At 40.9% G+C, this 21,911-nt stretch carries 15 protein-coding genes and 1 tRNA gene; 7 read left to right on the top strand and 9 right to left on the bottom strand.

The genetic code is table 11. From position 1 onward, the window contains the following. Positions 1-8 precede the first annotated feature (8 nt). The 4 genes from KSX81_RS07335 to KSX81_RS07320 all read right to left on the bottom strand — a co-directional run bounded on the left by KSX81_RS07335 (position 9) and on the right by KSX81_RS07320 (position 10,932). Positions 9-3,182, bottom strand: coding sequence for a SusC/RagA family TonB-linked outer membrane protein (locus KSX81_RS07335; protein ID WP_217726020.1), 3,174 nt, complete (start codon positions 3,180-3,182; stop codon positions 9-11). Between the two features lie 9 nt (positions 3,183-3,191). Beyond that, positions 3,192-5,003, bottom strand: coding sequence for a family 20 glycosylhydrolase (locus tag KSX81_RS07330; RefSeq protein WP_217726019.1), 1,812 nt, complete (start codon positions 5,001-5,003; stop codon positions 3,192-3,194). Positions 5,004-5,150: 147 nt separating this feature from the next. After that, positions 5,151-9,098 (bottom strand): hybrid sensor histidine kinase/response regulator transcription factor, encoded by a 3,948-nt coding sequence (locus tag KSX81_RS07325; RefSeq protein WP_217726018.1) that lies wholly within the window; start codon positions 9,096-9,098, stop codon positions 5,151-5,153. A 16-nt stretch (positions 9,099-9,114) separates the two neighbouring features. Beyond that, complete coding sequence (locus KSX81_RS07320) at positions 9,115-10,932, bottom strand: glycoside hydrolase family 2 protein (protein WP_118419167.1); 1,818 nt, start codon at positions 10,930-10,932, stop codon at positions 9,115-9,117. A gap of 446 nt (positions 10,933-11,378) precedes the next feature. On the opposite strand from KSX81_RS07320, the gene KSX81_RS07315 reads away from it, so the two are divergent. Next, positions 11,379-12,902, top strand: a complete 1,524-nt coding sequence (locus tag KSX81_RS07315) for a transposase (protein ID WP_254884255.1) — start codon at positions 11,379-11,381, stop codon at positions 12,900-12,902. After that, positions 12,862-13,263, top strand: coding sequence for a transposase (locus KSX81_RS07310; protein ID WP_229096123.1), 402 nt, complete (start codon positions 12,862-12,864; stop codon positions 13,261-13,263). Before KSX81_RS07315 ends, KSX81_RS07310 begins: the two co-directional genes overlap by 41 nt. Positions 13,264-13,570: 307 nt before the next feature. Here KSX81_RS07310 and KSX81_RS07305 read toward each other — a convergent pair whose 3' ends face one another. From KSX81_RS07305 to KSX81_RS07290, 4 genes are all read right to left on the bottom strand, one after another. Further along, positions 13,571-13,714, bottom strand: a complete 144-nt coding sequence (locus tag KSX81_RS07305; protein ID WP_118419165.1) for an Arm DNA-binding domain-containing protein — start codon at positions 13,712-13,714, stop codon at positions 13,571-13,573. 335 nt (positions 13,715-14,049) lie between these two features. Next, positions 14,050-14,122: transfer RNA gene (locus tag KSX81_RS07300), tRNA-Lys, on the bottom strand. Positions 14,123-14,225: 103 nt separating this feature from the next. Beyond that, positions 14,226-15,350: an AI-2E family transporter gene (locus KSX81_RS07295; RefSeq protein ID WP_074705872.1), complete on the bottom strand. Its 1,125-nt coding sequence runs from the start codon at positions 15,348-15,350 to the stop codon at positions 14,226-14,228. 21 nt (positions 15,351-15,371) lie between these two features. After that, complete coding sequence (locus KSX81_RS07290) at positions 15,372-15,971, bottom strand: thymidine kinase (protein WP_004299175.1); 600 nt, start codon at positions 15,969-15,971, stop codon at positions 15,372-15,374. A gap of 140 nt (positions 15,972-16,111) precedes the next feature. Here KSX81_RS07290 and KSX81_RS07285 point away from each other — a divergent pair, with 140 nt between their 5' ends. The 5 genes from KSX81_RS07285 to KSX81_RS07265 all read left to right on the top strand — a co-directional run bounded on the left by KSX81_RS07285 (position 16,112) and on the right by KSX81_RS07265 (position 19,854). Next, positions 16,112-16,774 (top strand): hypothetical protein, encoded by a 663-nt coding sequence (locus KSX81_RS07285; RefSeq protein WP_004315220.1) that lies wholly within the window; start codon positions 16,112-16,114, stop codon positions 16,772-16,774. A 12-nt stretch (positions 16,775-16,786) separates the two neighbouring features. Further along, complete coding sequence (gene rsmI / locus KSX81_RS07280) at positions 16,787-17,461, top strand: 16S rRNA (cytidine(1402)-2'-O)-methyltransferase (RefSeq protein WP_004299177.1); 675 nt, start codon at positions 16,787-16,789, stop codon at positions 17,459-17,461. A 33-nt stretch (positions 17,462-17,494) separates the two neighbouring features. Then, positions 17,495-18,352 (top strand): hypothetical protein, encoded by an 858-nt coding sequence (locus KSX81_RS07275; RefSeq protein WP_004299178.1) that lies wholly within the window; start codon positions 17,495-17,497, stop codon positions 18,350-18,352. A 97-nt stretch (positions 18,353-18,449) separates the two neighbouring features. Further along, positions 18,450-19,142 carry a YjjG family noncanonical pyrimidine nucleotidase gene (locus KSX81_RS07270; protein ID WP_004299179.1) on the top strand — a complete coding sequence of 231 codons (693 nt, stop codon included), beginning with the start codon at positions 18,450-18,452 and terminating at the stop codon, positions 19,140-19,142. 61 nt (positions 19,143-19,203) lie between these two features. Then, positions 19,204-19,854: a MarC family protein gene (locus KSX81_RS07265; protein WP_004323496.1), complete on the top strand. Its 651-nt coding sequence runs from the start codon at positions 19,204-19,206 to the stop codon at positions 19,852-19,854. A 626-nt stretch (positions 19,855-20,480) separates the two neighbouring features. Here the strand turns inward: KSX81_RS07265 and KSX81_RS07260 are convergent. Further along, positions 20,481-21,893 carry a RagB/SusD family nutrient uptake outer membrane protein gene (locus tag KSX81_RS07260; protein ID WP_004299182.1) on the bottom strand — a complete coding sequence of 471 codons (1,413 nt, stop codon included), beginning with the start codon at positions 21,891-21,893 and terminating at the stop codon, positions 20,481-20,483. Between the last annotated feature and the right edge of the window lie 18 nt (positions 21,894-21,911).

The raw sequence follows: 21,911 nt of genomic DNA, 5'->3' as shown, positions 1-21,911 counted from the left end.
CAATAAAATTATTTGTTGTTAAACGTCATTTGGAATCCTATATTGAAAACTCTCTGAGTGGGATATTTTAAACCATTTCCTCCTCCCATTTCAGGATCCCAATGTTTAAATGGAGAAAAAGTCAACAGATTAGAACCGCTAAGATATAGTCTCATGTTCTTATACGTATAGCCAACCTCCGCGTTTTTTAACTTCAGGAATGATCCGTCTCTCAACCAGAAGCTGGAAGCTCTATCGTTATTTGTGTTATTCTCAATTGTCAAACGGGGATATTTGGCATTTACATTTTGGTTTTCTTCGGTCCATCTGTCCTCGGCAATAAACTTGGCAAGTCCATATAAAGTGGTAGATCCAAACGGGTGAAAGTTGCTCATCATCAATGAAGTACGTGCTACACCCTGAAAGAAGAAGGATAAATCCCAATTTTTCCATTTCATAGAAGAACCGAAACCATATACAATTTCAGGATCGGCAGGGAATCCCATATAAACTCTATCATTATTATCTATGACATTGTCATATTCTCCTAAATAATTAGGTTGATCTACATACCATATATCACCAGGCATGGGCGCATAGCCTAATTTTTGTACTGGAGAATTTTTAATAGTTTCTTCATCCGGGAATAAGCCTTTAGCTACCAAACACAGATTTTGTCCCATCGAGTGCCCAACTGATGACAAATTGGGATATTCTCTAAACGGAGGTTCATCTCTCTCTAAAATTGTATTATGCGCATAGGTGAAAGTCCCCTTAAATGAAAGGTAAAAGTCTTTATTGATTTGCTTGTTGTAATCCACAGAAGCGTCAATACCCTCATTTCGCATCTTCCCTAAATTACTGGAAAGGGTAGTGCCGACCATTCCTAATATATTGGGTACAGTAGTACGATTTATAAAAATATTACGCCGTGTTTCTTTAAAAATATCCACCGTCAGATCAAGTGCTTTAAACAGTTGCAAGTCTATTCCCAAATTAATCTTTTCTCCAACTTCCCATGTCAAATCTTCATTAAGCAATCTGGACCATTGAGGACCACTCAGAGTGACATTCTGATCGATCCCCATGGTATAGGAACCTACAGCCCCTAACGATAGGTTTTCTAAATAAGCAAACCGGCCCATACCTGTATTATCATTGCCGACTAATCCCCACGAGGCCCTTATTTTCAACTTCGAAACATAAGGAGATAGTGGAGCCCAATATTTCTCTTCCGATAGATTATAACCAATAGCAAATGAAGGGAAGAAACCGAAACGATGCCCTTTGGCAAAATTTTCTGATCCGTTATAACCAAAGTTTGCTTCTGCTAAATAGCGACCTCCATACGAGTAAGACATACGCCCGGCGATACCTTGCTTTCTTTGGGGAAGTGAATTCAAAAAATTGTCAGGATTACTATTATCGGATTGCTGCTGATTGTACAAAAGCATCATGTTGACATCATGCACACCACTAAAAATACGGTTGTATTCAAACATTGCTTGCAGATATTGTCTGCGGTCTCCATTATAAGTCCTGCTATACTGTAACTCCGTTGAATTTTCCGTACCGATTCTTCTTAAAGTATAATCCATCGTAGCAGGATCATAAGACTCTACTTCGAAACGATTGTATTTACCCTTTCTGTTAATATTTGTAATGCTTGAGTTTTTAAATGAGAATAGTCCGGAGAAACGCAAACCTTTTATAAACATACCCAGATCTTGTTCAAGCTTAAAATTAGCGGTAATGGTACTCTCGAACTGCGAGCGATATCCTGTTACATATTCGGCAATCGGGTTGCGATATCCGTTATCATAAGGTCCTCCACTCTTGTCACCCCACAGAATGGTGTCATAATTGGCTGCTCCGGCAGGAAAAGTTATGGGGAAATCGACTGGATTTGCCACCCTTGCCAAACCAAATATATCATTCGTGTTCATGTCCGGACGATCCCAGTCTTGAATAGAAAAATTCAAACCTAAAGAGACTTTGGTTGAAGAAGTTGCATGTACATTCAGGTTGTTCACAAACTCATAGTTATAATATTTTATACTATTGTCATAAGAGAAATATTTCTTACTCAACGGGCGTAGATTCCCATCGCTATGCCTGAAACTTCCACTCATGAAATAATCGACGCGTTTACTACCCCCGCGAATATTAAAATTGGCTCTTTGCGTGTATGAGTTTTTCTTGAACATTTCATTATACCAGTCTACATTGGGATAAAGATAGGGATTAAGTCCTTTCATTGTACCCTGGATCTTATCTTCACTATAAGGTAATGCTCCAGATCCCGGGCGCGATGCCGCTTCATTATAAAGTTGCATATATTCAACTCCTCCGACCATTTCCGCCACATTGGTCATCTGATTAACAGAACCTTCCACGCGGATATTAATAATAGGTTTTTCAAGATTCTGTCCGCTTTTGGTTGTCACAATCATTACACCATTGGCACCTCTGGTACCATACAATGCAGTGGCGGTGGCATCTTTTAAGATAGAAAAACTTTCAATGGCTTCAGGATCCAACCGGTTCAGCTGATATTGTGAGATCTCTACACCGTCCAGGATAATAAGGACATCCGTCGCTCCACTAAAAGTCGATTTACCACGAATCCAAAAGTTAGCGCCATCAGCGCCTGGTTCGCCACTTCGTTGCACGGCTATAACACCCGCTAACCTACCTGCAAAAGAGGATGATAGAGAGGAAGAAGGTACTTTAAGTTCTGTGGGTTTGACCTGGGATATGGAACCTACTAATGAGGCCTTCTTTTGTCCCGTCCCATATGCAGTAATAACAACATCCTCTAGCATTTCTGTGGATTCAAAGAGTTCTATCACATAAATTCTCTGTTCAGAAACTGTCAGCTTCTTTGTTTCATAGCCTATATAGGATATTATCAATACATCACCTGTTTTGCAGGCTATATTGAACTCGCCGTCTGCATTCGTGATTGTTCCAGATACTGCAGATACTTTCTCTAATTTGACAGAGGCGCCAATAATAGGTTCATTTGTTTTTGAATCCAGCACCACACCCCGTATTCGATTCGCGTTGTCTGGTTGCTGTTCAGTTTCCGAATGGCTCTCGTCCGGTTTTTCCCCCAATGCATATCCGATAGTCGGATAGCCAAATACTAAAGCTATACATATGAATGCTTTAATGAATGATTTGAACTTCAGTGTTTTCATAAGCTTTGATTAAATAATTTTATAATTAGTAATAAAAGTCTGACTCACTTTCCCACTGGGCATTCTAACAACACATTTCAATGTCTTCTCACCTTTCTTCAGGTTCATTGAAACGGACTCCTTTTCATATCGTTTTCCATATAATAATGGATCTCTTCCATCAATCGTGTAGTATATTTCTGCTCCATCTACAAAATACTTCATCCGAAAATTCAATACGTTTGAGCCATCTGTGCTTTCCTCTTTCAGTATAACTGGTTCGGGAACCCGGTAATTTACACGGTTGCGATCCAGATAATCAAATTGTTTAAATGCTCGTTTGCAGAACCCTTCGTATGTATCCTTTGATTCACTCCAGGCTATTTCTGCCAGAGCAAACAGTCTTGGAAATATCATATACTCTAATTTCTGTTCCGAGTGTATAAACTCGCACCAGAAATTACCTTGTACACCCAAAATGTATTTATGAAATTCGGTTTGAATATTTTCATTAACCGGATTGTAGGAATAAACTTTTTCAAGGGGGATAATGCATCTGTCAGAAATACCGATCGGTTCAGTGGCGGGATTGCCTTGATAATAATCAAAATACATAAATGAAGTCGGACTCATCAGCACATGATGTCCAATATTGGCCGCTTTTATTCCTCCTTGCTCGCCTCTCCAGCTTTGTATAATGACATCTTTACCTACATTACATTCCAATACTTCGTCCCATCCCATCATTCTGCGATTCTTTGAAGCCAGGAATTTACCAATTCTCCTGACGAAGTATCCCTGCAATTCATGTTCACGGGTTAACCCTTCTTTTTTTAACAGCGATTGGCATTTCGCACACTGTTTCCATCTTTCTACCGGTACCTCATCTCCTCCTATATGAATGATTTTGGAAGGAAATAATTCTAAAACTTCGCTTAAGATGTCTTCTACTAAACCATACAGTTTTTCGTTACCTATACACATAACGTCTTTCTGAACGCCCCATTCTTCCAAAACATGGAAAGGGCCTCCGGTACACGAGAGCTCCGGGAAAGCAGTTAGTAAGGCAAGAGTATGACCTGGCATATTGATTTCCGGTATAATGGTAACATTACGTAATGCTGCATAGGCTACTATTTCTTTAATTTCTTTCTGCGTATAGTAGCCTCCGTTAGGCAAGTTATCGAACGACCCTGGGTTTCTATGAATCTTAGTACCTCTACGCCACGCTCCTAATTGTGTTAATTGGGGATATTTTTTTATCTCAATTCTCCAACCGGCATCTTCTGTAAGGTGCCAATGAAACGTATTTAACTTGTAAGCAGAAATGAAATCGATGAATTTCTTAATAAATTCCGGTGAATAAAAATACCGGCCCACATCCAACATCGCTCCTCTATACTCAAATTTAGGTTTATCACGTATAAGCAATGGAGGTATTTGGATGTTTTCCTGTGCGGTGGCTGGAATAAGTTGCAAAAGGGTTTGCATTCCATAGAACAGGCCTGCCGAGTTCCCCTTAACGAGAATCTGATCCTCTTTTATTTCAAGTTCATATCCTTCTTTAGCGTACTGTTTGTCATACAAAAAACAGATGCTATTCTTCTTCAATGACTTACTTTTAGACATTGTCAGGTCGTAAGAATTCCGTAGGGTGGTACAGAACATATCTGCAATCTTCTCTGATGGTTCACCATTAAAAACAACTTTTGTATGATTGTTTAAAACGAAATTATCTCCACCATATTTTTCGATAAAATCAGGGCGTGGGACAATATTTACCGGCTGCGCAAAGCAACAAATACACGCAATACTTAGTAGTATAAAAAGAGTCTTTCTCATAATAAATATAATTAGATAAAAATGGATGTATGACAAAGGAAACCATTTAGCAGCACTTTCGATAGAAGAATATTTCCTATTAATAGAAGAAAAGAGCCATTTTACTATGAATTGAAGCATGCCCTTCATCTGCTAAAAAAAAGAGAGTCATTTTACAAAATCTTTCGGTAGAATGCCAAACTGTTTCTGAAAACACTTCGTGAAATAAGAGGGTGTATTAAATCCAACCATATAGCAGATCTCATTAATCATGCAGTCACCTTCCTGCATAAGTTGCGCTGCTTTCTTCAAACGCTCCAGGCGTATATAATCGTTGGGGGTCATATCCAACACACCCTTAATTTTGCGATTGAGACTCGAACGGCTCATATTCAGAAGACTGGCCATATTGTCTAAACAAAAATCCGGATTCTGCATATTAGCCACAACTATCTCATTCAGTTTCTTCAGGAAAGTCTCATCTGCCTTCGTCATGGCCATTGTATTGGCTTGCACAAAAGGAGAATTGGCAAAAGAGGCACGCAATTTTTCCCGATTGCTCAACAGGTTGGATATACAAACTTTCAGGTATTCTACAGAAAACGGTTTCTCGATATAAGCATCGGCTCCCGATTTCATTCCTTCAATCTTCGCTTGAAGAGTGGTCTTGGCCGTTAATAAAATAATAGGGATGTGGCTATAGTCCAACTCTGATTTTAAATAATCGCATAACTCCAGCCCATCCATTTCAGGCATCATAATGTCTGATACCACCAGATTAACCGTGTTTTCTTTCAGGACATTCAATGCTTCTTTCCCATTGGAGGCAGTCAGGACCCCATAGTCCGAATACAATTGCTTCATTACAAAGGCTAGCATTTCGGGATTATCTTCAACCAACAGCAAGGTGTGGTGATGTTGTCCGGGCAATTCCTCTTCCGGAAGAGGGAGTGCTTCTGGTATCACTGCCACATCCGGAACCGTTTTTTCTTTATTAACGGATTTGACTGGCAGTGTCAACACAAAGCAGTTGCAATCTTCGGAGTTGTCCATACTCAATTTCCCTCCATGCAATTCTGCCAGCGAACGCGCTAAAGCCAGACCGATGCCTGTTCCTGAGACCGAGCGTAATGCTCCACTCTGATATTGGATAAACGGTTTGAATATTTCTTCGCGCATATTCAGGGGAATCACTGGTCCGTCGTTACATACCGACAACTGTAACGAATCAGGGGATAGGAGCATCCGGACCCGAATATAAGTAGCTGCATATTTAACCGCATTTGTCAAGAGATTACTGATGATTTTGGTAATCTCCTCACGATCAACAGAGGTGTAGGCTACTTCCGGGCAATCCAACGTGAAATCCAATTCTTTCTGGCGGGCCAGCAAGGTAAATCGCTTATAGGTACTTTGCAGGATATCGACTACGTCGCAGTCTGCAAGATTTAATTGGAAACCCTGCCTTTCTGTCTTCCGGAAATCCAACAACTGATTAACCAGGTCGAGCAGCCGGTTTGTATTCAGGTTCATTATTTCCAGGTCGTCCTTCACTTTGTTAGAAAGATTGGCCGAGTTGAGTACATTCTCAAGCGGGCTTTTGATCAATGTCAGCGGTGTACGTATCTCATGCGCTACATTGGTGAAGAAGTCGATTTTGGCTCCATACAATTCGCGCTCTTTTTCCTGTTCGAACCTTTCCATTTCGCGTGCATGCTTCCTGTTGGTCCTTTCCCTGAGCTTGTAGAAAATGCTGATAATAGATAAAATGATCAACGCCACATAGATAATGTATGCCCAGGGAGACAAGTAAAAAGGTGGGTTAATACGAATCTTCAGAACGCGTCCTGCCTCGTTCCATTTGCCATCGCTATTGGAGCCCTTCAAACGAAACAAATAGTCGCCATAAGGCAAATTGGAGTAATTGATCACCCCAGTGCGTCCTACGGGATACCACTCGGCATCAAACCCCTCCAATTTATAGAGTAGCTGATTCATTTCCGGGGCTAAATAACTCAATGCCGCCACATGGAAAGAGAATGAGTTCTGTTCAGCGTCCAGTTCCAACACATCCGCATACGTGATGCTTTGTTTCAGGGGAGAACCTTGTGAACCTACAGAATACCGTTTGTTAAATAGGAAAAAATCGGTAATAACAACGGGAGGAATAAACGTGTTTTCTGAAAAGCTTTTCGGATCGAAGGCAATGAATCCATTGATGCTGCCAAAGTAAATTCGTCCTTTGGGATCCCGATAACCGGATTGATAATTGAACTGATTGCTCAATAAACCATTGGCTGTAGTATACAGATGTTTGTTGTTTGTTTTCGGATTGAAACATACAAGTCCATTGCTGGTTGTAATCCATAAATTATGCTCACTGTCTTCTATCATTTTAAAAATGACATTACTGGGAAAACCGTGCGACATATCATAGCGTACAAATGTCTCTGTTTGCAGATCAAAACGGCAAAAACCCGCTCCTTGTGTCATAAACCACAAACGTTTCTGGCTATCTTCGTAAATGCTTATAACCTTATTGCCGGGCAAGGATGTGGAATCATTTGCCTGCCACACAAAATTCTTCCAGGTCTTGGAAGTGGCATCATAACGAAAAACCCCATTCGAGTAAGTTGCGATCCATATGTTTCCGTTAAAATCTTCAAGTATATGATAGATAAAAATATTCTCGAATTGTGGAATCCGGGTGAAATTGTCGGTAGACTGATTATAGGATAATAAGCCCGAAGTGGTTCCCACCAACAGTTTGCCGGTGGTTGTTTTATAAATATCAAACACGTCATTCGCGCTTAACGAAGTCGTATCTTCTCCTTTTTGATAATGAGTTACCTGTTTGGTGTGTAAGTTTATCTTATTCAAACCTCCGGAGAAGGTTCCCACCCACAAATAATCTCCATCATGACACAATCCATGGATATTTTTATAGATAAGAGGATGCTCAAAGGGAGCTATCTTACCGGATTCAGGATCAAAATGAAAGAGCCCTTTATCTTCTGTTCCAATCCAAAGCGTACCATCATCGACCGCGCAAAACTCGCGTACGCGCTTGCCGAAATTACGAATATCATCTCTGGAATAGAATTTTTCGAAATAAGTCCACTGATAAGGGTAGTAATTAACTCCTCCAAAATAGGAACCAATCCACATAGTTTGTTCTTTATCTTTGCAGAGTGCGTAAATGGCATTGTCAGACAAAGCGTAAGGATCATCCTGGTAGGGCATTGTTACATGTCTTTTTTTATCTTTTGCCAGGTCATAGATATATACACCCGTTTCTGTTCCTGCCCACAATTCCATATCTGAATTGAACTGTAAAGTACGTACATATGCATCGAGCAGGTGGCGGGTTTTACGAGTAGTGAGATTGATCTCGGTCAGCCCTTTCAAAGAACCAACATACACACAGTTATGCGGACCTTGTACTTGTGCATAGATGATACAATCTTTAAAAACCTCGTTGCCATTGATGTCCTTAAATGGAACCAACGGTGATTTGAAATCGATATCAGTCTGATAAAGATTATCACCATATAAACTTAACCAACACGTTTTACCTTCGAACCAGAAGTAAGTAACATTTTCCAGCTCCTTATCCGGCAGATAATTATGCAAGCTTTTTTGTTGCCGGTTGTATTTGAAAAATCCTTCATCATTCGATGCAATCCATACATTGCCATTCTCATCACTATCTATCATCGAGATATTCCGGCTGATGGAATCGCCGGTGTCACTTATCATATCAAAGGCGGTAATACTCTCCAATACCGGGTTATAAATGTAAACCCCTGCTCCCGTTCCTATCCAAATATATCCTTCTTCATCTTCATGCAGTACTGTAATGAAGTTGTTTCCCAACCCGCAACCGTCTTCACGCTTGAAAATACGAAACGATAAACCATCATAACGGTTTAATGCATCTTGAGTACCAAACCACATGAAGCCTTGCTTGTCTTGCAGAATAGTATTAACGGTATTTTGCGAAAGCCCATTTTGAATATCCAGCGTCTTGAAATAATAATGAGTGTTGTCTCCGGCATAGCACGGAAGACTTGACAAAATGCACAGATATATAAGAACTTGAATGTTTTTTTTCATAATACTCTACCTGGAGCTAATGTTCCAATGCCTTACAAATACGTTTATTTATCTCTCTTACCCTGTTTTCGTCTATTTTAATTATTTTCCGATCATAGGTAATAAGTCCGTTGACCTCCACTTCAACGTCGGTGGTCTGTGTATAGACGGCTGCCGAAAACCCTTTGCCGATCATTTGATACAGCATGTCGGCATACTTGCTGTATTCGTCCGTAACTTCTTTTGAAGAATTGAACTGAATATATCCCCAATTACGATCGGGCTCCCAAAGATGTCCTTTCAAGGCTAGTCCAATACCGCCGTATTCTCCTAATACCGTAGCACGCTGCGCATCATACAGATACATCTTTGGTTCAGGATAATTGTGCAGATCGAGCATGTCTCCACAAGCATAATGATTACCACCACTAGCAGGATTGACTAACCGGGTAGGATCATATTGCTTTGTCCATTCTGCAATTTCAGGTGTTTTAAATTGTCCCCAGGCTTCGTTAAAAGGCACCCATGTTCCAATACACGGATACGAATAGAGGTAATCTATAATCTCTTTCCACTCTTTCCGGTAACAAGCTTCTGACTCGGCAGAACGTTTGAACTCGGTCCCATCAAAATAACGCTGATTCTGCCATTCGGGATTACGGTCACCACTTGGCATATCTTGCCACACAATAATTCCTACCTTGTCGCAATGTGTATACCAGCGTGCAGGTTCCACCTTGATGTGTTTACGTATCATATTGAATCCCAAATCTTTTGTTTTCCGGATATCATACAGTAATGCTTCATCGGTAGGAGCCGTGTACAGTCCATCGGGCCACCAGCCTTGGTCCAACGGGCCAAACTGAAACAGTGCTTTGTTATTCAGTTCCAGCCGAACAATCCCGTCGGCATCTCTACGCATGGAATATTTGCGCATAGCGGCATAACTGTTCACCTTGTCAATTGTTGTACCATTCTGTTTTAAGGTTACCCGAAGCGTATATAAAAAAGGCGACTCAGGACTCCACAATTTCATGTCTTCGGGCATCATTACCTCTACCAATTCGTTGTTGATACTCTTACCGACACCCACTAACCGTTCCTTGTCATACACGCTTACCTCTACCATGTCGCCTGGCTCAGTTTCGCTTAGTTCGGCTTTTACCGTAAGTAGTCGCCTGTCTATGTCAGGGGTAATGCGAAGGTTCTCTATATATTTCTTAGAAACCGGCTCTAACCATACTGTTTGCCATATTCCCGTTACAGGAGTATACCATATTGCCTCCGGTTTATTAACTTGCTTTCCTCTTGGCTGATATCCTTTATCTGTCGGGTCCCAAACCTTTACCAGGAGTTGATTTTCTCCCTTTGGTAGTAATGCACTCGTAATATTGAAAGAGAATGGAGTAAAGCCTCCTGTATGTGAACCGACTTTCACGCCATTTACCCATACATCTGTCTTCCAATCTACTGCGCCAAAATGCAACAAAACCTGTTTCCCTTTCCAATCAGGGAGGATTTTAAAGTTCCGGCGGTAAACTAATTCTTGCTTTTCGCTGACTCTTTTACCAACTCCCGACAAGGCGGACTCGATGGCAAACGGAACTAGAATCTGCTCGTCAAAGACTTCTGGAAGGGCGGCACCTTTATTAATTATAGCATATTCCCACAAACCATTGAGGCTTTCCCAATTCGTACGTTCCATGATCGGACGCGGATATTCGGGCAACACTTCATTGGGATTCACTTGTTCTGACCATGTTGTCTTGATTTTATCGCCGGCAGGTTCCCATTGTGCAAAACCGGCAAAAAGAGTGCACGCGGATAATAACATAGAGAGTAAAATCTTTTTCATAATAGCATGACTTGAAATGTTTCAAATGCAAATATAGATAAATTTTCAGATGCACAATAGAATTATAGAATCAATAAATAGAATGATACAGTCAAGGACGTATGCCTCTACCACTATAGGTGGCTTTTCTGTTAATACAGAAAAAGAAGTTGCAGTAAAACCGCATAAAAATACAGGGGTTTCAATAAAAAAATGTAGTTTTACACCACTAAACTACCCTGTAACCTATTGACTCTTTCATGAACTCAACCAAACGTTGGCGTGTAAGAACATATCGAGTATAGCCCAACTTTCACTCTAAAAAATATTTTTCATAAAAATCGGGCTTGGTTTGGATGACCCAGTAAAGGTAACTCACAGAAAGTCAAGCATGCTATTTCCCCCAATTATCCAAACATCGAATTGTAGGACACTTTTGGTAAGAAAACTTGTTGTATTTTTGTGGCATGCACGTGAATGTACAGCTTCGTTTCAATCCCGACACCGGGCAGGAGTCTCCTTATTATCGACTGAAGGAGTCTTATCGTGATGTGCGCGGCAATGTGCATTCCCTCATTGTACTGAATATCGGATTTGAACCCTCTCTGAAACCTCTTCAAGTCAAGCGCATCGCACAAGCTTTAACCTTGCGCTTTCAAAATCGCAACAACTTATCTCTTTTTCAAGAAAAGCAGGATGTGCTGTCCGCTGAGGAGCGTGCTTTTGCCGAACAATACTGGCAACGCATGATTAGCGAAGGGGGTGTTGACCGCTTCAACCACCAAGAAAACCAATCCCGAAAGGAGTCTGAAAAATATATCGACCTTGATACAGTAGAACATACAGATGCCCGTAACGTGGGGGCGGAATGGCTTTGCAAACAGACCATTGACCGCCTCGGAGTAGAAGAGTTTCTGCGACAGTGGGGTTGGAACGACAACCCCATTCACACAGCCCTCTCGCACCTGATTGTACGCACCGTTTATTCTCCTTCGGAATGGGCCACACACCGGATCATGAAGGAAAACTCTGCGGCTTGCGAGCTTTATTCGGGCAATCCGGACTGGACTCCGGGAATCAATGCGCTCTATCAGATGCCGGACCGTCTTTTTGAACTCAAAGAGCCATTGGAACGTCATCTTTGCAACACAACCGACCACCTCTTTAACATCGACAACCGCATTGCACTTTTCGACTTGACCAATTTCTATTTTGAAGGTCGGAAAGCAGGAAGCCACAAGGCCCGTTTCGGGCGGAGCAAAGAGAAACGCTCCGATTGCAAGCTGCTTGTATTGGCTTTGTGCATAAACAGAGAAGGATTTATTCGTTATTCCTCTATTCTTGAAGGCAATGCCTCCGACCCCAAATCACTCCCCGACATGATCGATAAACTGGCAGAGAAGAGTCCTGCAACCAATGAAAAGACACTGGTGGTGATTGATGCCGGTATCTCCACGGAAGATAACCTGCAGCGCATCAAAGAGAAGGGATACAACTACCTTTGCGTGTCACGCACCCGGTTGAAAGACTATACACTCTCCCCTGATCATCGGACAGTTACAGTGCGGGATGCCAGAAAACAGGCAATCACTCTGAGAGAAGTGCAAACGGTACCGGAAGAGGACTACTATCTTGAGATAACCTCTCCTTCGAAAGCCATGACAGAGGCCTCCATGAATCGCCAATGGAAAGAACGCTTTGAACAAGAGATGGAGAAAATCAATGAGTCCATAGCCAAGAAGGGAGGCACGAAACGCTACGAGAAAGTGGTGGAACGGGTGGGAAGGGCCATGGAACGCTATCCCTCCATCGCACGCCATTATCAGATATCATATCTGCGAAATGAAGATAAGCCGGCCGAAATGCGCCAGGTAAATTGGGACATCAAAGAGATTACTGCAATGGACATGAACACAGGCGTTTATTTCCTGCGAACCAATGTGCGGACTTTTGGCGAACAAACCACCTGGGAATATTATAACGATACGTGAAATTGAGTGTACCAACCGGCAACTGAAGACTGATCTGAACCTGCATCCCATTTACCACCAGAAGGATGAACGGAGTGATGCCCATTTGTTTTTTGGGCTGCTTTCATACTGGATTGTCAACACGATACGCCTTCAGCTCAAGCAATCGGGTGAGAATTGTTACTGGACTGAAATCGTCAGACGCATGTCAACTCAGAAATTGGTTACCACGGAAGCCATCAATGCACTGGGGGATAAAGTGGAACTACGACAATGTAGCAAACCAACCAAACAAGCCGAACAGATATATTCTATGCTAAAACTAAAACCGGCTCCCTTCAAAAAAATAAAAATTTGTAGGACACAGCCGCCTCCGGAATAATGCACTCATCCCGCTATGGAAAGAAAATGGGGCTTATAGAGTGAAAGTTGGGATAGGTTTTATGGGTGGCCAATGCTCCCACTTTCAGTTTGTATTGCTCGATGAATTTGTCAAAATACGAAATGATGGTTTTTTCCTGTTCCTCTTTGCCAAGAAGTATATTCCTTAGCCGTTCAGAAGTCACATATCCGTCAATCTCCATCAACTTATTTCGGTTGGTTGTGATCTTTGCACGGATATTATCAATAGCCCGGTTCAGATTTCTTGCCTCTGCGGTGTAACCCTTTACACGCTCCAGTTTATTATCTCACTGGTCGGGTTGCACAAGTAACTTACTACTGAATTGGGAACGTACTCCATTAATGGTTATACGTACCATGATTACTACAGAGCCGTCTTTTTTTGGCTCATTTTTCTTGATGTAGAAAAGAATGTTGAATGTATCACGCATACCGTTACTTTTTTGATGTTACAAAATTACGTTGACTAACTCGTAATAGTGCAGGTCTGCGAAAGACAAAGTGCGAAATTTCAAGGACTTATGACGGAAATCGGTACGATTTTCAGGCTTTGATTTTCCGTACCGATTTAGTATCGGTTTCTCTGTTTAGAATGTCATTTTTTTACTTCTGCAAAGGTAAAAATTTCATCTCACATACACAGGTTTATTACCATGCGCCGTTTTTTTGTCTTTCAGGCAAGACTGAAACAATAAAAAAAGTCCTACAATACGTTGATATTGTAGGACTTGTCTCTTTTTTGTCGCCGTTTGGCTTTGTTCTTATGTGATCCGCCTGGGGCTCGAACCCAGGACCCCAACATTAAAAGTGTTGTGCTCTACCTGCTGAGCTAGCGAATCAATCCTTATTTGCGAATCAGTTATTTCCTGATTGCGGGTGCAAAGGTAGTTACTTTTATTTAATTTGCAAGCATTCCGTAGAAAAAAGTTTCAATTATTTTTCCTAGTTATGGCTTGTTTCTTGATTATCAGTAGTTTCGGCTTCATCATATTTTATCTTTTCTTTGTTGATAATAAAGCGTTGGTAGTAGGAGAGCATTAAAGTTGTTAGTGGTAAGGCGATGATCATACCGAGCATTCCCATTAATGAACCCCAGATGGAAAGAGATAAAAGGATGATGGCAGGATTCAGTCCGGTAATCTTTCCCATGATTTTGGGGACAAGGAAGGTATCCTGTATGATTTGTACGATTGCAAAGACTGCTAATGCACATGCAATGATAATCCAGAAGTTCTGTCCGGTGTCGGCAGCTTTGAGGATTGCTAATAAAATAGTGGGAAGGAAGCCGATGATTTGCAAGTAGGGAACCATATTCAATGCTCCGATGAAAAGTCCCAAAGCGATAGCCATGGGGAAATCGATAATCAGGAAACCAATGCTGAAAAGAATACCTACGCAGAAAGCAACCAAAGCCTGTCCACGGAAATATCTGTTCATACCATCCTGTACGTCGTGAACCAGATTGGAGGCAAACGTACGGTATTTATTGGGTAGCAGATGCAACCATCCTTCAGCTATCGCTTCGTAATCCAATAATATAAAGATTACATATAATAATATAATGAAGGAGGCAAGAATGCTGAATAGAATGTTGAGAGATTCTGCAAGCAAAGTCCACACTCTGGGGACGGTATCCTTGATTGCCGCCAGGATATTCTCTTCACTTAATACACGGTTCAGTGCTTGAAGATCGATATTTTCGTGGATAAATTCAGAAAGACTCTTAGGCACATTGTTTCCGGCTCCATTGGTGAGGTAAGTCACCAGCAAGTCGTTCATTCTGCCTATTTCCGAAATCATCGGCGGCACTAATAGGTAGAATAAAGTGACTCCGATAACCGTAATAAGGAATAAGGAACAGAAGATGGAAATAATGCGGCTTTTCAATCGTAGCTTATACTGGAAGAATTTGACTAATGGATAGACCATATAAGCTATCAGCCACGCAATAAAGAAAGGTAATAACACTCCGCTAAGGCGTTCTACAAGCATTAATATTCCTACAACTAACACACATCCGATAGAACCGCGTATAAAACTGTCGAATGTTATCTTTTTCCTTTCCATAATCTTTTTCTTTTATAGAGTTTATACTTTCTGCTCATCTTCCCCTCGTGCACGGAGATAACATTCCCTGCACAGAGGCTCGTATTCGGCTGTTTCGCCTAAAAGAACCTGTTTCTCATTCTTGACAGTACGATGTGAGAAAGAAGCCAGCTGGCCACATTTCACACAGATTGCATGAACTTTGGAGACTTCATCGGCAATGGCGCACAATTGCGGCATTGGTCCGAATGGATTTCCTTTGAAGTCCATATCCAACCCTGCAATGATAACACGGATTCCATTATTGGCGAGCTGGTTGCATACATCAATCAAACCACTGTCGAAGAACTGTGCTTCGTCAATGCCTACTACATCTATCTCGGAAGTAAAGAGTAGGATACTGGCTGACGAATCGATGGGAGTGGAGGCGATAGAATGGCTGTCGTGAGAGACTACATCTTCTTCTGAATAACGGGTGTCGATAGCTGGTTTGAATATCTCTACACGTTGTTTCGCAAATTTCGCTCTCTTCATTCTACGAATCAATTCCTCTGTTTTTCCGGAGAACATGGAACCGCAGATTACTTCGATCCGGCCTCTTCTTCTAGTCTCCTGTATGTGGTCTTCTGAAAATAATACCATGAGATTTTGTGTTTTCTTGATTAAGTAAATATGTGGACAAAGGTAAGCAATTCAATGTGCAAGAACTGTTAAATTATCCATTATTTTAAGTTATTGCATAAATTATTCCTACATTCGCACCGTATAAACAATGGACTGACATGAAACAGAAGCTATTAACAGATATTGAGTTGGATGTTCATGAGTTGAAGTATCTCATGGATTCATTTACCAAGGAGCCGACTCCGACTTTGTCTGAACTGTTGAAGCGGAGCATTACACGGATGCAGGGACGTTTGGACGAACTGCAACAGGAGGTGGATGCTGTTCAGGTAATTTCTCCGTCAGCTGTGGAAGAGACAGCGGGAGAGGAGGATGAAGTTGCCGGGTCTGAAGTAGATTCACCTAGTATTATACAATCTCTTGAATCTGTTGTTGTGAAAGAAGATGAGGAAGAAGAGATTATTGTTGCGGAAGAGACCCCTGTAGTAATAGCAGAAGAGGAACCGGCAATTGTTGCGGAACCTGTCGTTGAAACTGTTGTGAAAGAGGAAGAACCTAAATCGGCTGTGTTGGGAGAAAGTCTCAAACTGTCTGCTGGCTTGCGACATGCTATCAGCTTGAATGATTCTTTCCGTTTTTCTCGTGAACTGTTCGGAGGCGACACTGATTTGATGAATCGGGTTATCGAACAGATATCAGTAATGAGTTCCTACAAGACTGCAGTCGCATTTCTGTCCTCGAAAGTCGAATTGAATGAAGAAAAGGAGGCGGTGAACGACTTTCTGGAACTACTAAAGAAATTTTTTAATCAATCAGCATAAAACAAAAACAAGATGGGAAAGCTATATGTGGTGCCTACGCCGGTAGGGAATCTGGAGGACATGACTTTTCGGGCTATCAAAGTCCTGAAAGAGGTCGATCTGATTTTGGCGGAGGATACACGTACTTCCGGTATTTTGCTGAAACACTTTGAAATAAAGAATGCAATGCAATCTCACCACAAATTTAATGAACATAAAACGGTGGAAAGTGTTGTTAATAGAATAAAGGCAGGTGAAACGGTGGCACTAATTTCGGATGCCGGAACGCCTGGAATTTCCGATCCCGGATTTCTGGTTGTTCGTGAGTGTGTACGCAACGGCATTGAAGTGCAGTGCTTGCCGGGAGCAACCGCTTTTGTTCCGGCACTCGTTGCATCGGGATTGCCGAACGAGAAGTTCTGCTTCGAGGGGTTTCTCCCCCAGAAGAAAGGACGGCAGACACGACTGAAGACATTGGCGGAAGAACACCGTACGATGGTGTTTTATGAATCACCCCACCGTCTGTTGAAGACGTTAACACAGTTTGCCGAATATTTCGGTGCTGAACGTCAGGCAACCGTGTCGCGTGAAATATCCAAGCTCCACGAAGAAACAGTTCGGGGCAGTTTGGCTGAATTGATAGAACACTTTACCGCTACCGAACCCCGGGGCGAGATTGTGATAGTATTAGCAGGAATAGATGATTAAATAATTTCATTAAAAAACGTAAAACGTAAACGTATGAAAAAGTTAGCTGTTTTATTTGTATGCGTAGCCATGTTAGCTTCGTGTGATAGCTTTAAAGGTGGAAGTAAAGACCTGAAAGCTGAAAATGATTCTCTTTTGATGGAACTGAACCAGCGCAATGCTGAACTGGATGATATGATGGGTACTTTCAATGAAGTTCAGGAAGGTTTCCGTAAGATCAATGCTGCCGAAAGTCGTGTTGACTTGCAACGTGGAACCATCACTGAAAACTCTGCCAGCGCCAAGCAACAGATTGCTTCTGACATCGAATTCATCTCTAAACAGATGGAAGAAAACAAAGCGCAGATTGCAAAGTTGCAGGCACAGTTGAAGAACAGCAATTACAATTCTGCACAGATGAAAAAAGCTGTTGCTGCTTTGACTGCTGAATTGAACGCTAAACAACAACGTATCGAAGAACTTCAAACAGAACTGGCTTCCAAGAATATCCGTATCCAGGAATTGGATGCTGCTGTCAGCGACTTGTCTGCTGCTAAAGAAACGTTGGCTGCAGAAAACGAAGCGAAAGCTAAAACCGTTGCTGAACAGGAAAAGAGCTTGAATGCTGCCTGGTTCGTATTCGGTACTAAATCTGAATTGAAAGCTCAAAAGATTCTTCAGAGCGGAGATGTATTGAAGAGCGCTGATTTCAATAAGGATTATTTCACTCAAATCGATATCCGTACAACCAAAGAAATCAAGTTGTACTCTAAACGTGCTGAGTTACTGACTACTCATCCGTCCGGTTCTTATGAATTGGTAAAAGATGACAAAGGCCAGTTGACATTGAAGATTACTAATCCTACTGAATTCTGGAGTGTATCCAGATACTTGGTTATTCAAGTAAAATAAGGTAGACATCCCTTTTTGAATTGCCAATGTGCTGATTCCTGGATTCAAGAAATTAGCACATTGGCTTTTTTGTTTCTTATTATACGCATAACTACTGATGAAATATAAAAATCTTTTTTTTGATCTTGATGATACCATCTGGGCTTTCTCTCAAAATGCCCGTGATACTTTTGAAGAAGTATATCAGAAATATTCATTCGACCGTTATTTTGATTCGTTCGATCATTATTATACCCTTTATCAGCAAAGAAATACCGAACTTTGGATTGAGTACGGCGAAGGAAAAATAACGAAAGATGAATTGAACCGTCAACGTTTCTTTTATCCTTTACAGGCTGTGGGAGTGGAAGATGAAGCGCTTGCCGAACAGTTCTCGAAAGATTTTTTCGCGATTATTCCCACTAAAAGTACTTTGATGCCTCATGCAAAGGAGGTATTGGAATATCTTGCTCCTAAATATAACCTCTATATCCTTTCCAATGGATTCCGTGAATTGCAATCATGCAAGATGCGGTCGGCAGGAGTGGACGGGTATTTCAAAAAAGTGATTCTTTCGGAAGATCTCGGAGTGTTGAAGCCTTGGCCGGCAATATTTAATTTTGCCTTGTCTGCCACTCAATCCGAATTGCGCGAATCCTTGATGATTGGTGACAGTTGGGAAGCGGATATAACCGGAGCGCACGGAGTAGGGATGCATCAGGCTTTTTACAATGTGACGGAACGGACTACTTTCCCTTTTCTTCCCACTTATCACATACATTCCTTGAAAGAATTAATGGATTTATTATAGGTTTTCTGGATTAAGTCGTATTTTTGTTGCGTTTTAATTTTGCATAAAATACGATATAATCATGGATAGTACGCTTCTGCCTTTTGCCTTACTTTGTTTCACTTCATTCTTTACATTGACCAACCCATTGGGAACGATGCCTGTCTTCCTTACCATGACTCATGGTATGACGGATAAGGAACGTCAGTCTATCGTACGTCGCGCCACCATTGTGTCGTTTATTACAATAATGGTATTTGTCTTTGCCGGGCAGTTTCTTTTTAAGTTTTTCGGTATTTCTACCAATGGCTTCCGTATTGCCGGTGGGGTGATTATCTTCAAGATCGGCTTTGATATGCTTCAAGCCCGTTATACACCAATGAAACTGAAAGATGAAGAAATCAAAACGTATGCGGATGATATCTCCATTACTCCTCTCGGCATTCCTATGTTATGCGGTCCCGGAGCGATTGCCAATGCTATTGTCTTGATGCAGGATGCACATTCTTATGAAATGAAGGGAATTTTGATCGGCACTATTGCCCTGATTTATCTGCTGACTTTCTTTATTCTTCGTGCTTCTACGAAATTGGTAAACGTATTGGGCGAGACGGGAAACAATGTAATGATGCGCCTCATGGGATTGATTCTGATGGTAATTGCGGTGGAATGTTTCGTCAGCGGATTGAAACCGATTTTGGTGGATATTGTGAGAGAGGGGATGCTTCCTTGATGATAAAAGATAGAAGGGTTGAAGAGTCCTTAAAATGAAATTTATCTTTGCTGTAAAAAATGAACTACCCTTATAGAAGTTAATAAGATATATATAAATAAAGCCGTAAATGGATGACAACTATCAGGAATATTTTATTTTAAATTACTTTTGTAAAAAATAGATTCCCGAGTTTTTTTATAACCCCCTTAATAGAAATGAGACTAAAACTCCAAGGCTTGCCAAAGAGTTTAGTCTCATTTTTACCTTTATAAATCAGTATCTTTTTTATATCTTGGAATTGGATATATTGTATCTACTCTTTTTTATTTCATTAAAAAGAAGTGAATTGTTTATGGATTCTGATCAGTGGCAATATTTAAGCTTTCATTACCGTCGAACTCTGTCATTGGAATCATCATCGTCATTTCCCAGTCTTCCGGATCAATATAACGTCTGTAGTCTAATAGACGTGCTCCTTCTCCCCATTATTCGATACGATGTTGAAGTAAATGTTTCTTACGTAAAACTATTTATGTATATATTTATAAATAATAAGACCTGCAATTTCGATTAATTCTAAAATTGCAGGTCTCATCTACTTATTTAAAACTTATCCTTATATGGAGGCAATATTAAAAAATGTTTTATCGAGGTAGATTATCACTCCATCCCTCTGTTTGTATAACTCCAAAACCTGAATTAACTTCAAAAGAAGGTATTGGGTACACAAATTTGGCAATGTTGAAATTAGTATACGCTCCATCTGCCACACTAATAATTTTGCCTAATCTTCTTGCATCAAAGAAGCGATGTCCTTCTTGAACCAGTTCTAATTTTCTTTCTTTGTCAATCACATCAATAATCGTCTGATCCTCTGCAATTTCACTATCATCCAAATCCGGGTTTCTTTTTGCCGCTACTTCCAACAGTTTTTCTTTAGCTTTACCATAATCAGGAGTTGATTGTTTTGCATATGCTTCTGCCTGTATTAAATACATTTCAGGCAGTCTGAAAACCGGCAAGTTAGAAATCTGATTATTGGTTGTGATACCACGCATTTTTCCACCAGTCCACGTACCGCCAAGAAGTGCCAGACGAATATCATTAGATGAATATTCTGCTATTGTTGCGCTGTTAATAGACAAACCGTATTTATTCCATAAAGTATTCAGAGCATTAGCAGATAAATAATCATCTTCGGCTTTTGCTATAAAGAAAATGTCTTCTGTCGAAACAGCCAATGTCGTGTACATATTCTTATAGTCTTCTTTGGTTGATACAATTGTACCACCACTTAGGGTTATTGCCTCTTGAGCCGCCGTAATAGCCCCTTCGTAATTTTTCATATAGAGTTTTACGCGAGCTTCAAGTGCAGCAACTGCAGCCGTATTCATATACTGTTTACCTACATTTTCAACACCTTCTTTAGCATAATATTCTTTAGCCTTCGTTATATCATCAAGAATCAGGCTATAATTTTGTTCTACACTAACTCTTGACACCTGTGAATAGGCAGGGACGGGCTCAGTAACGTTTACGATACCTAATGTCGTTTTGTTGGCTTCCGAATATGGCAAACCAAACATGTTAGTCAAATAGAAAGAACAGAGGGCTTTAATTGCATAGGCTTGAGCGATGCATCCTTCCACTTCTGTCAGATCCCCCTTTGTTACTTCTTTAAATGAAGCACCTTCTTTAATGATACGTGCACAACGGTCGATAGCCCAATATCCGTATGCCCATATTTCTTCTATGTATGAATTAGTATCCAGTATCTGATAGCGGAAGATGTCATAGAAATGGGACGTTGCAACGGAATGTGAAGTGATATCCGTTGGCGCATCTCCAATTGCTAATACATCACGTCCCAGAAAACGATATGAACCTAATGTGTAATATACACCATTTAAAGCATTCTGAAAATCTTGGGTAGTAACCAAGGCTTCTTCTGTCGGAACAGAAGTTGATGGCGTTTCTGTCAAGAAGTCATCGCATGCGGTGAATGAAATTGCCATCCAACCGGTTAATAAAGCAAATAATATTTTCTTCATTGTCATAAATTTCTAAAGTTATTT

The sequence above is a fragment of the Bacteroides sp. MSK.18.37 genome (genome assembly GCF_019129155.2).
Taxonomy (GTDB): domain Bacteria; phylum Bacteroidota; class Bacteroidia; order Bacteroidales; family Bacteroidaceae; genus Bacteroides; species Bacteroides ovatus.
The sequence above is the reverse complement of the archived record's forward strand: the minus strand, read 5'-3'. Positions and strand labels throughout refer to the sequence as shown.